Raw genomic sequence first — 12,860 nt, 5'->3', positions numbered from 1 at the left:
CGTTAATGAACGTTAATGAACGTTAATGAACACCGCGCAGGTAGGGCTGCACAATTTATCCTGGGGAAATGCCGAATCCGGCGCATAAATGGCCTTCCGACGCGCGCAACCCCAGTGCGCGTGGGGCACCCTTAGGGTGTAAGATTGAGCAGGTTAGATATCCGTAGCGCGACAGGAGTACTTGTTTCAGGTGGCTACCACAAATAAAGATTATGGCGCGGATTCAATCCAAATCCTTGAGGGTTTGGAAGCCGTGCGCAAGCGCCCCGGCATGTACATCGGTTCTACCGGGCCACGCGGCCTCCACCACCTCATTTGGGAGGTAGTGGACAACTCGGTCGACGAAGCCATGGCTGGCTACGCTGACCGTGTTGACGTCACCCTGCTGGCTGATGGCGGTGTGGAAGTGGTGGACAACGGCCGTGGCATTCCTGTGGACATGCACCCGTCGGGTGCTCCTACGGTGCAGGTTGTGATGACGCAGCTGCACGCTGGCGGAAAGTTCGACTCGGAATCGTACGCGGTTTCCGGTGGTCTGCATGGCGTGGGTATTTCCGTGGTCAATGCGCTGTCCACCCGGGTGGAGGCGGACATTAAGCGTGCTGGTAAGCACTGGATCCAGAATTTTAATATGGCTGTGCCGGATGAGCTTGTCGAAGGCAGTAACGCCCGCGGGACGGGTACCGCAATCCGCTTCTGGCCGGACCCGGAGATTTTTGAAACCACAGAGTTTGACTTTGATGTGATCTCGCGGCGCCTACAAGAAATGGCATTTCTGAACAAGGGTCTGACCATCACCTTGAAGGACGAGCGTGTTACTGAGGAAGAGCTTGAGCTGGAAGCGCTGGCAGAAGGCGGCGATACCGCCGAGTCCATCGACGGCGACTCCTTTGATGATGAGGCCTTGGAAGGCACCGAAGCATCTGAGACAAAGGAGGTAACCGATGCTGAATCCGGCGAGGACATTGCAGATGATATTGCACCGTCGAAGCCGAAGAAGCTGGAAAAGAAGGTTAGTTACCACTACCCAGATGGTCTGATCGATTACGTCAAATACCTCAACAAGAGTAAAAGCGAGATCCACCCCACCATCGTCGGCTTTGAGGCCAAAGGCGATGACCATGAGGTGGAGATCGCCATGCAGTGGAACTCTGGCTACAAGGAGTCTGTGCACACCTTTGCCAACACCATCAACACCCATGAGGGCGGTACACACGAGGAAGGTTTCCGCGCAGCGCTGACTACCTTGATGAACCGCTACGCGCGGGAACACAAGCTGCTGAAGGAGAAAGACCCGAACCTGACCGGCGATGACTGCCGCGAGGGCTTGGCCGCGGTTGTGTCCGCGCGTGTTGGCGATCCACAGTTTGAGGGCCAGACCAAGACCAAGCTGGGTAATACCGAGCTTAAGGGCTTCGTCCAGCGTGCTGTCAATGAGCACCTAGCGTTTTGGTTTGATGCCAACCCGGCTGAGGCGAAGGCGATTGTGAACAAGGCTGTGGCCTCGTCGCATGCTCGCGTGGCAGCGCGTAAGGCCCGTGACCTGGTCCGCCGCAAGTCCGCGACCGATATGGGTGGTTTGCCCGGAAAGCTTGCCGATTGCCGTACTAAAGATCCGAACGCCGCTGAGCTGTTCATCGTGGAGGGTGACTCTGCAGGTGGTTCCGCTAAGCAGGGCCGCGATTCCATGTACCAGGCGATTTTGCCGCTGCGTGGCAAGATTCTCAACGTGGAAAAGGCACGCCTCGACCGTGTTCTGAAAAATGCCGAGGTCCAGGCGATCATCACAGCGTTAGGCACCGGTATCAATGAAGAGTTCGACATTGAGAAGCTGCGCTACCACAAGATCGTGCTCATGGCCGACGCTGACGTCGACGGCCAGCACATCGCCACTTTGCTGCTGACTTTGCTGTTCCGTTTCATGCCGGAGCTGATCGAGGAAGGCCATGTGTACCTGGCTAATCCGCCGCTGTACAAGCTGAAGTGGAAGAAGGGTGAGCCCGGCTACGCTTACTCTGACGCCGAGCGTGACCGTGAGCTTGAGGAAGGCCTGAACGCTGGTCGCTCCATCAACACGGATGATGGTATTCAGCGCTACAAGGGTCTGGGTGAGATGAACCCGAATGAGTTGTGGGAAACCACTCTTGATCCGGAGCATCGCATTTTGCGTCGGGTGAATATCGAGGATGCACAACGCGCAGACGAGTTGTTCTCCATCCTCATGGGTGATGACGTTGCTGCCCGCCGCTCCTTCATTACCCGCAAGGCGCGCGACGTGCGCTTCCTCGATGTGTAACTCGATGAGCATGTAGCTGTGTAAACTGCATGACTCATATTGCCGCTTTCGCTGACCTGCATCTGGGCGCCCACTACACCCCGGGCAGCCCATGGGTGCGTAAAGAGCTTTCTGCGCGCAACCCCGACGTTGTCGTGTTCGCTGGCGATCTTTTTGACCGCCACACTTCTGGCCCCGAGCAGGAAGCAGAAGGCGCGGAGCTGTTCCGCTGGATCACGCAGGAATTGCAGGTTCCCATCGTTGCGATCTGGGGAAACCATGACGTAGCGAAGGGTTTCGAGTTTCACTCACGCTTTCCTGCGATCGACGGTGTCTATTTCCCATCGGGTTTTGAGGTCTGTGAGATCACTGTGCCCGGCATCGACTTGACGTTCCACGCGGTGAATGTGTGCAAGAAGCGGGACAAGCGCGAGCTTATCGACGATTTTCCTGTGGCCGATCCGGCTGAGTCATCCAAACATGTCGGTGTTTTTCATACCGGACTCACTGGTGAATACACCAAAAATAACTGTTTGCCCGCCACGCTGGAACAGCTCCAAGCAAAGAATTACGGTGCGTGGGTGCTTGGCCACGTGCACGCACCGACCACCTTAAGTGACAACCCTTATATTGGGTGGCCAGGTACTGGCGTGATGGTGGACCTCACACTGTGATCAAGCCTTGTTCTTTCTGCATGTTCTTTTCGGTCGACAAATCCGCTGTTGCCCTCGGTGAAAACCGGATTTGTCGACCGAAAAGTGCATGGGCGCAGGGTTTTATGCCATGTGTTTTTCGATGGCAGCGCCAACTTTTGGCAAAGCAGGGCTGATGATGCCGGCTGCTTTGCCACGCAAACCGTTGTAGACCTTCTGCAGAGCGGCAGGAGCCTTGCTGACGTTATCGTCGGCAAGCTTCAAGATGCCGTTGATCACATGATCCTCGTTAGCGGCTAAGTAGGCACCGAAGTTGGAGGTGCCTGATTCGCTGTACTTGGCCCAGTGTGGCTGTAGCTCGCCTAGGAGGTCGGGGAGAAGGCGGTTGATGCCTTTCTCAACGAAGTTACTGTCCATTTTTGAGGCGGCACCTAGGCCACCCTTGAGGGCCATCCCGGTGAGACCAGAAGTAGACGAGACGGTGTCGTTGACCACAGTGTTCAACTCGGCAACAATCTGTGGGCGCTTTTGTTCATTCAGGAGAGCAGAAAGCTCAGGCATGAGGAAACCTTTCTAGGCCTTGAAATCTTGAATTAAGGTTCAATTCAGGGGAGGATCCGAAGGATCCCACAACTTCCCATACTGTAGCGATACCTAGGCCATTGTGTCTGGAGTTGGGTTTGATATGCAAAGAAAAAAGCGATTGCCATGGTCGGATGTTGAAATCCGCCGATAGTAATCGCTTTAAACTATTTGAACTAATGGTCAGTTTGACGATTCGGTGTTGCAGTTCTTCCGCCATAGTTCGTGCGATGCCTAAGTCACAGCAGTCACTATAACCACAACGTTCCCAAATTTAACAGATCAGAGGTTGAGTCCGCTACTTCAGGGCGTGAAATAACCCCCTTCAGGGCGTATCACGCCACAAGGCGGTCAATCGTTCGGACGAGGAGTGCGTGTAGCAGCGCCCAAAACAAGCCAAAAATAGCCGGGAAACTAGCCCCGAAACTAGCCGAGGTTCAACTGCGAGCTTAGATTCTCTAAGTTGAAGTCCGACAATGGTTGCTGGCGGGCAGCCTCCGACGAGCCGGAAGAGCCGGACGAACCTACTTGTTCCGCAATCTGGTCTACAGCCTCGCGTAATGGAGGGACGTTGTCGGTAATGAGCTTTGCAACACCTGCTACACCGAGTGCGAAGAGCAGCAGGCTGATTGGTGCTGAGCCGGTGTAGGCGCTACCTGTCGCGGTATGCCGTGGTGGCTGGTAGTTCATGTCTCGTGCATCTACCTGAGGCGCAACGGCCAGGGATGTTGAAACGGCCAACGCCGCGATGATCGAGGTAGTCTTCTTCATGGTTTCTGGGTCCTCTCCAAGGAAAATGGGTCCGTGGGAACAATTCCACTTTCTATGAGGACTACTCTAGGCCACTGGTGTCACACTGTTCACATAAGTCGGGCACACAGCAGATAAATCGAGCGCACCCTGTGGCAAGCAAGTCGCTTGCCACAGGGTGCGCTCTCTTTTAATGAGTTTGGATACCTTTGGATACCTTTTGATGTTCTAGGTGTGGCGCTCGTGCGTGGCTCTTTGTTCGAGCTTCTCGCGGGTAGACCACAATCCAGCAGAAGGTGTGCTGATGAAGTAGACAACTTCACCATCAGGCATGGTGTTGTAGCCGTCTTTCATGGTCTCTGGGTTGTAACGCTCCAGGGCCTCGTTGACGTCCATGTAGGCGTAGCCGACACTTTCGATTTCTTCTTGTGTTAAGCCCCCTGGTGCGTAACGGATGGTAAACCGCCCTTCAGAGCTGCCGTGTGGAAGGTGCGCTGTTCCGTGCGGGATGTCTTGCATATCTTCGGCATCCCAGTATTTCTTAATGGTTTCTTCTTGGGAAAGATAGCCGTACTTGCGGATGAGATCATCGACTTCTGGCTGCTCACCGAAGCGGATCACACCGGGTGCGATAACGAGGAGCTCGCCACCATCGGCAACCGCCATTCGTGTGCGGTACACTGCCTTGTTTGCTACCCAGGTGGCCCGAAATTCGTCTTTGTCCATGTATGCGACGATTTTCTTGGGGGCCTCATCGAACACTGTAATGTTTTGTTCTTTTGAGGCGCGTGCGGCATCGAAATAGGTGTCTAAGTCATCGCCGACGTACACACCGGTGTGTTCAAGTACTCCTTTATCGTTGTAGTCCATGACTACTTGGAAGTACACGTCAGGAAGGTGTGAGAGGAATTTCTCTTCCGCGTAATTGAAGCAGGCTCGGACTGGGGTCAGCAGGTTACCCAGGTTGTTTTCGATGCCGTACACGGCGGAGGCCATGTGGGAAGCACCGAGGAGACGTTTTCCGCCAAGGCCAATGAAATAGTTCTTGTTGTGGTTGGCAAAGCCCAGTACCTCGTGAGGAACCACATGCCCAATGTTGATGATCAGGTCCCAGCGTTCCCCGATCAGCATTTTGTTGAGGTCAATGGGCATCTCCCAGTCAACAACACCACCTGTTTGTTCTTTGACGTACTCAGCAGGCACGGTGCCAACGTTGACGCAACCATATTTCCAGTCGTGGGCGTGAATATGGGATTCGGGAATCTTGCCAAACATCCACTGGTTGTCTTCAACAGTGTGGGGCACGTGCTGGCCGAGTGTTGGGATGACGTGTACTTCACTGCCTTGCTCTGCAAGTTTGAAGTAAAGATACTCTGTCATTCGGCCCACATCGGCGTGGGCACGGGTGATGTCTGGTGGGAGAAGCAGGACGCGGTCGAGAGATTTAATACTGAGGCGGTTGACTGCCTCCTCCACCATGCGATCAAGGGCCTGATCGATTTGTTGGGCACTGATATTGGGCTGTTCGATAGAAAACCAAGTCATAAGTCAAGACTATTCTCCATCTATCTACTATTCTATTGAATGATTGAATAAGTGAATAATCTCACTTCTTATATCGCGCAGGTGCACACGGCAAGCCGGGTGTACGCCACATGTCAGGTTGAGGGCTATGTCGGATCGTGGGTACACCAGCGCCGATACACTTCTGCTGCCACCACAGCGAACTCGTCGTTAAGCGCGGACAAGGGTTGCAAGCGGCGCAGATACGTGGCTAGGGCATCGCTTGCGCTTAACGACGAAGAATACAACGCAACTGTGTCAAAACGTGCGCCGGGCACCGCAGCTGCAGCCGCAAGATCGGAGAAACTCAGCAGTTCGACGCCATGTTGTGCGCAGAAATGGTCGGCGATAATCAGTAACTGTTCTGGTCGCAACGCTTTAACCATCAGCTGGTGATCCTTGCTCTGCTTGTGCCTCGAATGTAATAGAGGTGCGTGGGCGTTGGGTGTGGCGAATGCGGGACTCCAGGGTCTTGTGGCCGCTGTGGTGGGGACCAATGGTGCCGGTTTCTGCCAATACCTCTTGGGCGAGCTGGTCAATCGCGGCATCATCAAGTAGGCGAGTGGCAGAAGTGATGATGGCGCGTTTCGCAGCTTCCTGTTTACTGCACCTCCACGCGGAAGCGAGGAGGACAAGGGCGCGGTCTTCTTCCGTAGTCAATCTCAGCGTCATAGCCATACAACGACGGTATCATTTTGATACCGCTGGTGGTCGTCGAAAAGCGTGCGCGACCCGGTAGAATCAAGCCCGGAACACGTGTGCTTCTGTGCACGATACAACAATAGGAAAGAGGTCTTGAATGAGCGACGACACCACAGACGGTGGCGACGGTATAGGCCACGACCAGATCATCCCCATCGATATCAATGAGGAGATGCAAACCTCCTACATTGATTATGCGATGAGCGTGATCGTTGGCCGTGCACTGCCAGAGGTCCGCGACGGCATGAAGCCAGTGCACCGCCGCATCATCTACGCGATGTTCGACTCCGGCTACCGGCCGGAACGCGGCTACGTGAAGTCTGCCCGCCCAGTAGCAGACACCATGGGGCACTACCACCCGCACGGTGACACCGCTATTTATGACACCTTGGTGCGCCTCGCGCAGCCATGGGTGATGCGCTACCCGCTGATCGACGGCCAGGGCAACTTCGGCTCCCGCGGCCACGATGGCCCGGCCGCCATGCGTTATACGGAGTGCAAGCTCACACCGCTGGCCATGGAAATGGTGCGCGACATCCGCGAGAACGCCGTAGACTTCTCGCCGAACTACGATGGCAAGACCAAGGAACCAGACATTCTGCCGTCGCGTGTGCCGAACCTGCTGATGAACGGCTCCTCCGGTATTGCCGTAGGTATGGCCACGAACATCCCTCCACACAACTTGAACGAGCTGGCTGAGGCCATCTACTGGATCCTGGCCAACCACGATGCTGACGACAAGACCACCCTGGAAGCGTGCATGGAACGCGTAAAGGGACCGGACTTCCCAACCGCTGCCCTGATCGTGGGTGACCAAGGTATTAAGGATGCCTACGCCACCGGCCGCGGTTCGATCCGCATGCGTGGTGTGGCGGAAATGGAAGAGATCGGCAACCGCCAGGTAATCACCATCACCGAGCTGCCGTACAACGTCAACCCGGATACCTTCATCGCGAATATCGCCGACCAGGTGACCAACGGCAAGCTCGTGGGCATTTCCAAGATCGAAGATGAGTCGTCGGACCGTGCCGGCCTGCGCATCGTGATTACTCTTAAGCGCGACGCCGTTCCACGCGTGGTGCTGAACAACCTGTACAAGCACTCGCAGTTGGAATCCAATTTCTCGGCGAACATGCTCTCCATCGTCGAGGGCGTGCCACGCACCCTGCGCCTCGACCAGATGCTGCGCTACTACGTGAAGCACCAGATCGAAGTCATTGTGCGCCGCACCCAGTACCGCTTGGACGAGGCCGAAAAACGCGCCCACATCCTGCGTGGTTTGGTTAAGGCACTGGACATGCTCGATGAGGTCATCGCCCTGATCCGTCGCAGCCCCACTGTCGACGAGGCCCGTACCGGCTTGATGGAGCTTCTCGACGTCGACGAAATCCAGGCAGACGCCATCCTGGCGATGCAGCTGCGTCGCCTGGCAGCACTGGAACGCCAGAAGATCATCGACGAGTTGGCAGAGATCGAAGAAGAAATCGCTGACTACAAAGACATCCTGGCCAAACCAGAACGCCAGCGCCAGATCGTGCACGATGAGTTAGAGGAAATCGTCGAAAAGTATGGCGATGAGCGTCGCACCAAGATTGTCGCCGCAACAGGCGATGTCAGTGAAGAAGACCTCATTGCCCGCGAAAACGTCGTAGTTACTATCACGTCTACCGGTTACGCCAAGCGCACCAAGGTGGATGCCTACAAGTCCCAGAAGCGTGGCGGTAAGGGTGTGCGCGGCGCCGAGCTGAAGCAAGACGACGTGGTGAAAAACTTCTTCATCTGCTCCACCCACGACTGGATCCTGTTCTTTACCAACTTCGGCCGCGTCTACCGCCTCAAGGCCTACGAGCTGCCGGAGGCAGGACGCACCGCCCGCGGCCAGCACGTAGCAAACCTGTTGGAGTTCCAGCCGGAGGAAAGGATCGCCCAGGTCATTCAGATCAAGAGCTACGACGACGCCCCTTACTTGGTGCTTGCAACCAAAGATGGGCGCGTAAAGAAGTCGCGCTTGACCGACTACGAGTCCGCACGTTCCGCAGGACTGATCGCCATTAACTTAAACGAGGGCGACTGCCTGATTGGCGCAGCATTGTGCTCTGAACATGATGACATTTTGCTGGTGTCCGAGCAGGGCCAGGCTATCCGCTTCACAGCCGACGACGACCAACTGCGCCCCATGGGACGCGCCACCGCCGGTGTGAAGGGCATGCGCTTCAAGGGCGATGACCAACTGCTGGCCATGACCGTGGTCCAAGACGGCGAATACTTGCTGGTTGCTACCTCAGGTGGCTATGGCAAGCGCACCGCCATCGAGGAATACAATACCCAGGGCCGTGGCGGCATGGGTGTGATGACCTTCAAGTACACCCCGAAGCGCGGTAAGCTGATCGGAGCGCTGGCCGTCGAAGAAGATGACCAGATCTTCGCAATCACGTCTGCTGGCGGTGTGATCCGCACCGAAGTCAACCAGATCCGCCCGTCGTCACGCGCGACAATGGGCGTGCGCCTCGTTGACCTGGCTGAGGATGTGGAACTGCTTGCCATTGATGTCAATGTTGAAGACGAGGGTGAAGAGGAAGCCACCGCTGTAGCCAAGGGCGAAAAGAGCCCAGAGGAAGCGATGGACTCCACTGGCGCGCCTAGCAAATCTGAGGAGTAAAAATGGCATCACGTAACGTCGAGGTCAGCCGGGTTTCTCCCGGTTCGGCCTTCAAAATCGGTCTAATTATGGGCCTGCTCGGCCTAGTGGTGTGGCTGATCGCCGTGACTATCCTGTACATCGCCATGGACCGCGCAGGGATTGTCGGCCAGGTCAACGACCTGATTGGTGGTGTTGGCGGCGACCAAGGCATCGGCTTTGGCCTGGTCTTCTCATCCGCGGGCTTAGTAGGTGTGATTGGCACCGTCATGGTTGCTGTCCTGTCGCCGTTGATCGCGGTGATCTACAACGCGATCGCTGATCTCCTCGGCGGCCTTACCGTCACGTTGAGCGACACCGGAAAGAAGAAATCCTAAACTCTTCATCGCTGAGGGTGGAAATCACAATGCAGCTTTAGGCGTGTCGGACTATCGTGGGCCAAAAACACGCAAGAAACCGCAGTGTGACTTCCACCCTCAGCAGCGTCTCTTACTCGCTATGCTGAGATTTTTAACCTGTTTGAGCAGGCAATTTGGTGTTGTGTTCAATCGTGGGTAATGTTTTATCTCGTTCCCAGCGCCCGTAGCTCAGTCGGTTAGAGCGCATCGCTGATAACGATGAGGTCGGAGGTTCGATTCCTCCCGGGCGCACCATGGGGGATTAGCTCAGTTGGTAGAGCACCTGCTTTGCAAGCAGGATGTCAGGAGTTCGATTCTCCTATCCTCCACAGGAACGAAAACCCGGTCCAGTAATGGGCCGGGTTTCTGCGTTCTTCTTGCTTGCTGCTGAAGCTATTGCCAATGCCTAGACAGGTATTGACCACCCAATTTCTTAAATTGAGGGCCTGGGAGTACAGTAGAACCTACCCAGCGGGGGATTAGCTCAGTTGGTAGAGCACCTGCTTTGCAAGCAGGATGTCAGGAGTTCGATTCTCCTATCCTCCACAGTCAGTGGCCCTGACCCGATCATTCGGGTCAGGGCCATTTTCCGGGTTAAGTAGCAAAATGTGGCTTAAGCCCAGGATCCGGCCCGATACCGGCATGACGAGCCAACGTTTGAGACACGATTTCCCGGAAACTATCCTGAGCAAAACGAGGAAGATGACGTTGAATCGTACGATAACTCGCACTTGAAACACCAACCTCTGCCAGTTTTTCAATCGAGTCGAGCTTCGACCCAGGGTAAATAATGCTTGCCCGAACCAAATCAGCAAACACCTGATCACCCCCCAGTAGCTTCATCCAGCCCTAGCCGCCGGTAACAATGATCAATGCAATCAAGTAAAACCCTGTTTTGTGCGACGACACCGGCAACGGGTTGTCCTTCGACCCTGTACCACCAACATGACCACCAGCAGGACCGACATCAAGCTCTAGGCTGAGTTGATCACCATCGATAATCTTACGGGCCTAGAGCTGGTCTGCTCCTTTGATAGAGCACTAAACTGCCTATACACCAGATAAGTTATTAAATCTGCAACCTGATATTAAATAAACAACAGATGCCTTGAGCTAAGTCAAATAATACCTATAATGGGGGTAGAGGATGAAAGCCGAATAGGGCTAATTCCTTAGTAATTGAAAAGTAAGAATAGGAGAATTGATATGGCTGATATTTCACGGTGGAACCCATTTGCTGAACTGAACTCTTTACAGAAGGAGTTCTTCGGCGATGACTGGACTCCAGCTTTTCGCAACGTTAATAACATGACTACTGACGTGTACACCCGCGATGGAGAGATCGTCGTTGAGGCGCACCTGCCTAATTTTAAGAAGGACGATATTGATCTTGACGTTGAAGGTCGCACCTTAACCATTAGTGCAACTCGCCACAGCCGAACTGAAGATTCGGATAAGAAGTATGTTGTTCGTGAGTCTTCCTCAAGCTTCCAGCGGCGCGTTACCCTGCCGGAGGGAGTAGACACTGATGCAATCCAAGCAAACTTGGCTGACGGTGTGCTGACGGTGTCCATCCCGACTCCGGATGCAATCGGTGGGAAGAAGAAAATTGCTATCGATGAAGGTGACTCGAAGACTATCGACAGTGCTGAGACTAACGACGATGCACAGTAACGCTGCAAATTAACGCTGCGCGCTAGAGTATCGCCTTTAAACGATGAAGCCCTCGGTCCACGTGGCCGGGGGCTGTGACGTTCTTTCGGGCATCGTTTCTTTGGCCGGGTGTGGCTGCCTAAACAAATTCTTGAGCAGTTGTCAACTTTCAACCGGAAGATTGAATGAAAAATTTCGGACTCTCTGAAAAAGAGTTGAAAAATGCCTGTTCAAAGGTCTATATATCCATACGAGAATATTGTTTGGGCGGAGATTATTACCCCCCATAAGGGGTAGATATAAATTACTCCCAGAGATAAGTAATATCTATTTCTGCAGTATGTGGACCTGTCCGGTTCCTACGTAGTACCTTTTAGACCAAAGCGGTCTAGTTGAAAGAAATTTCAGTTAAAGTTTGATTTGTGAATAAGACTTCAGAGAGTGCTGTGAGCACCAATAACCAGTATCTGCCCATTAAACCGGTCAGTCACGGCAAGGCAGTCCTGATTCTTGCTGTAGGTACCGCGTTCCTAGCGTTTACCCCAATCTGGGTCAAGGCTTCGAACATGGACCCCGCGACTCAGGCATTCCTGCGTGTGGCTATCGGTTTCCTACTTCTCCTGCCGATCGGTCTGTGGGAGATTAAGAAGAAGGGTTCCCTGCCTAAAAAGGGAATCATCATGTCCGTCGTCGCTGGTTTATTCCTCGGCGTGGATTTCACCGCGTGGAACTACTCGATCTTCTACGTCGGTGCAGGCATCGCCGCAATTCTGCTGAACCTGCAGGTTATCGTCGTGCCAATGCTGACCGCAATTTTCGATAAGTACAAGATTCCGCCAGTGTTCCTGATTCTTGTGCCGATCATGATTGTTGGTGTTCTCTTGACCGGTGGTGTTTTCGAGCCATCCGAGGCAACCGGCCCGGCACAGATCTACGGTATTAATACTGCGACTCTGGGGACTCTGCTGGGTCTGACATCCGGTATCTGCTACTCGTTCTACCTGTATTTCTCCCGCAAGGCGGGTACTACCGCCCCACGTAAGGACCTATACGTACAGCCAATGATGTACACGGCGGCTGCACAGATGGTAGCCCCGTTGCTCTGGGCTTACACAGGCTCATCACGTGGTGGATTCGATTTTCAGAACGGTGTTTTGATCGATGGTCAGCTCCCAATGGTTAACCCAGAGACGACTGTCGGTGACCCCCTGACCGGTATGAACTGGCTGTGGCTGCTCATGCTGGCATCGCTCGGCCAGGCAGTGGCATGGACCTTCGTCCAGTGGGGTTCGGTCTGGCTGGATCCAACCTTATCTGCAGGTATCCTGCTGCTATCTCCTGTGTCGTCCGTGGTTATCGCATGGCCACTGTTCGGTGAGATCCCATCGATTCTGCAGTGGATCGGTATCGCCATGATTCTGGGTACGGTGATGTATCAAAACGGCCTCTTCGACAGCCTATTTGGCAAAAAGAAGGATAAACCAGACCTAGAGTCAGACCCAGACACGGTGGAAGCCGAACCCAACGTGCAAAATAGAAACTAATAACTGAAGCTCGACTAATAGAAGCCGGTGCGTCAGAGCAAAGGCTCTGACCCCGGCTTCAGCCGAACCAAACGGATAGGTTCCAGTAAACCTTTATGCAGG

Annotated in this window: 11 protein-coding genes, 3 tRNA genes and 1 pseudogene; 9 read left to right on the top strand and 6 right to left on the bottom strand. The window is 54.3% G+C overall.

Annotation, left to right across the window (positions count from 1 at the left end):
• The first annotated feature begins 190 nt into the window (after positions 1–190).
• On the top strand, positions 191–2,296 hold the full coding sequence (gyrB, locus tag CKV99_RS12615; RefSeq protein WP_092259387.1) for a DNA topoisomerase (ATP-hydrolyzing) subunit B: 2,106 nt from the start codon (positions 191–193) through the stop codon (positions 2,294–2,296).
• 29 nt (positions 2,297–2,325) lie between these two features.
• Complete coding sequence (locus CKV99_RS12610; protein ID WP_092259390.1) at positions 2,326–2,949, top strand: metallophosphoesterase family protein; 624 nt, start codon at positions 2,326–2,328, stop codon at positions 2,947–2,949.
• A 102-nt stretch (positions 2,950–3,051) separates the two neighbouring features.
• Here the strand turns inward: CKV99_RS12610 and CKV99_RS12605 are convergent, their stop codons facing one another.
• From CKV99_RS12605 to CKV99_RS15135, 5 genes are all read right to left on the bottom strand, one after another.
• On the bottom strand, positions 3,052–3,489 hold the full coding sequence (locus tag CKV99_RS12605; protein WP_092259392.1) for a DUF6918 family protein: 438 nt from the start codon (positions 3,487–3,489) through the stop codon (positions 3,052–3,054).
• Between the two features lie 447 nt (positions 3,490–3,936).
• Complete coding sequence (locus tag CKV99_RS12600; protein WP_092259394.1) at positions 3,937–4,281, bottom strand: hypothetical protein; 345 nt, start codon at positions 4,279–4,281, stop codon at positions 3,937–3,939.
• Between the two features lie 207 nt (positions 4,282–4,488).
• Positions 4,489–5,805: a lactate racemase domain-containing protein gene (locus tag CKV99_RS12595; RefSeq protein WP_092259397.1), complete on the bottom strand. Its 1,317-nt coding sequence runs from the start codon at positions 5,803–5,805 to the stop codon at positions 4,489–4,491.
• Between the two features lie 125 nt (positions 5,806–5,930).
• Positions 5,931–6,209, bottom strand: coding sequence for a hypothetical protein (locus CKV99_RS12590; protein ID WP_092259400.1), 279 nt, complete (start codon positions 6,207–6,209; stop codon positions 5,931–5,933).
• Positions 6,202–6,501 carry a CopG family transcriptional regulator gene (locus CKV99_RS15135; RefSeq protein WP_092259403.1) on the bottom strand — a complete coding sequence of 100 codons (300 nt, stop codon included), beginning with the start codon at positions 6,499–6,501 and terminating at the stop codon, positions 6,202–6,204. Before CKV99_RS15135 ends, CKV99_RS12590 begins: the two co-directional genes overlap by 8 nt.
• Positions 6,502–6,622: 121 nt before the next feature.
• Between CKV99_RS15135 and gyrA the strand changes: the two genes are divergently transcribed.
• The 5 genes from gyrA (at position 6,623) to CKV99_RS12560 (ending at position 10,107) form a co-directional block, all read left to right on the top strand.
• The gene (gene gyrA, locus CKV99_RS12580) at positions 6,623–9,184 is read left to right on the top strand and encodes a DNA gyrase subunit A (RefSeq protein WP_092259406.1); all 2,562 of its coding nucleotides are present in this window, start codon (positions 6,623–6,625) and stop codon (positions 9,182–9,184) included.
• Positions 9,185–9,186: 2 nt separating this feature from the next.
• Entirely contained in the window at positions 9,187–9,540 is a 354-nt protein-coding gene (locus CKV99_RS12575; RefSeq protein WP_092259409.1) for a DUF3566 domain-containing protein, read from the top strand.
• A gap of 199 nt (positions 9,541–9,739) precedes the next feature.
• A tRNA-Ile gene (locus CKV99_RS12570) sits at positions 9,740–9,816 on the top strand.
• 1 nt (position 9,817) lies between these two features.
• Positions 9,818–9,890 (top strand) — tRNA-Ala (locus tag CKV99_RS12565).
• A 144-nt stretch (positions 9,891–10,034) separates the two neighbouring features.
• A tRNA-Ala gene (locus CKV99_RS12560) sits at positions 10,035–10,107 on the top strand.
• An 84-nt stretch (positions 10,108–10,191) separates the two neighbouring features.
• Here CKV99_RS12560 and CKV99_RS15170 read toward each other — a convergent pair.
• Positions 10,192–10,572: pseudogene (locus CKV99_RS15170) on the bottom strand (IS1634 family transposase); the annotation flags it as partial.
• Positions 10,573–10,767: 195 nt separating this feature from the next.
• On the opposite strand from CKV99_RS15170, the gene CKV99_RS12555 reads away from it, so the two are divergent.
• Together CKV99_RS12555 and CKV99_RS12550 are read left to right on the top strand one after the other, a co-directional pair.
• Positions 10,768–11,235, top strand: coding sequence for an Hsp20/alpha crystallin family protein (locus tag CKV99_RS12555; protein WP_092259412.1), 468 nt, complete (start codon positions 10,768–10,770; stop codon positions 11,233–11,235).
• A 401-nt stretch (positions 11,236–11,636) separates the two neighbouring features.
• Positions 11,637–12,758, top strand: coding sequence for a DMT family transporter (locus tag CKV99_RS12550; protein ID WP_092259414.1), 1,122 nt, complete (start codon positions 11,637–11,639; stop codon positions 12,756–12,758).
• Positions 12,759–12,860: the final 102 nt, after the last annotated feature.

Origin of the sequence: Corynebacterium cystitidis, from assembly GCF_900187295.1 — a bacterium.
Taxonomy (GTDB): domain Bacteria; phylum Actinomycetota; class Actinomycetes; order Mycobacteriales; family Mycobacteriaceae; genus Corynebacterium; species Corynebacterium cystitidis.
The sequence above is the reverse complement of the archived record's forward strand: the minus strand, read 5'-3'. Positions and strand labels throughout refer to the sequence as shown.

Bases quoted from the DNA above. Each gene is read 5' to 3' on its own strand.
- CKV99_RS12610 (WP_092259390.1), top strand. From the start codon at position 2,326: ATGACTCATATTGCCGCTTTCGCTGACCTGCATCTGGGCGCCCACTAC.
- CKV99_RS12605 (WP_092259392.1), bottom strand. From the start codon at position 3,489: ATGCCTGAGCTTTCTGCTCTCCTGAATGAACAAAAGCGCCCACAGATT.
- CKV99_RS12600 (WP_092259394.1), bottom strand. From the start codon at position 4,281: ATGAAGAAGACTACCTCGATCATCGCGGCGTTGGCCGTTTCAACATCC.
- CKV99_RS12595 (WP_092259397.1), bottom strand. From the start codon at position 5,805: ATGACTTGGTTTTCTATCGAACAGCCCAATATCAGTGCCCAACAAATC.
- CKV99_RS12590 (WP_092259400.1), bottom strand. From the start codon at position 6,209: ATGGTTAAAGCGTTGCGACCAGAACAGTTACTGATTATCGCCGACCAT.
- CKV99_RS15135 (WP_092259403.1), bottom strand. From the start codon at position 6,501: ATGGCTATGACGCTGAGATTGACTACGGAAGAAGACCGCGCCCTTGTC.
- gyrA (WP_092259406.1), top strand. From the start codon at position 6,623: ATGAGCGACGACACCACAGACGGTGGCGACGGTATAGGCCACGACCAG.
- CKV99_RS12575 (WP_092259409.1), top strand. From the start codon at position 9,187: ATGGCATCACGTAACGTCGAGGTCAGCCGGGTTTCTCCCGGTTCGGCC.
- CKV99_RS12555 (WP_092259412.1), top strand. From the start codon at position 10,768: ATGGCTGATATTTCACGGTGGAACCCATTTGCTGAACTGAACTCTTTA.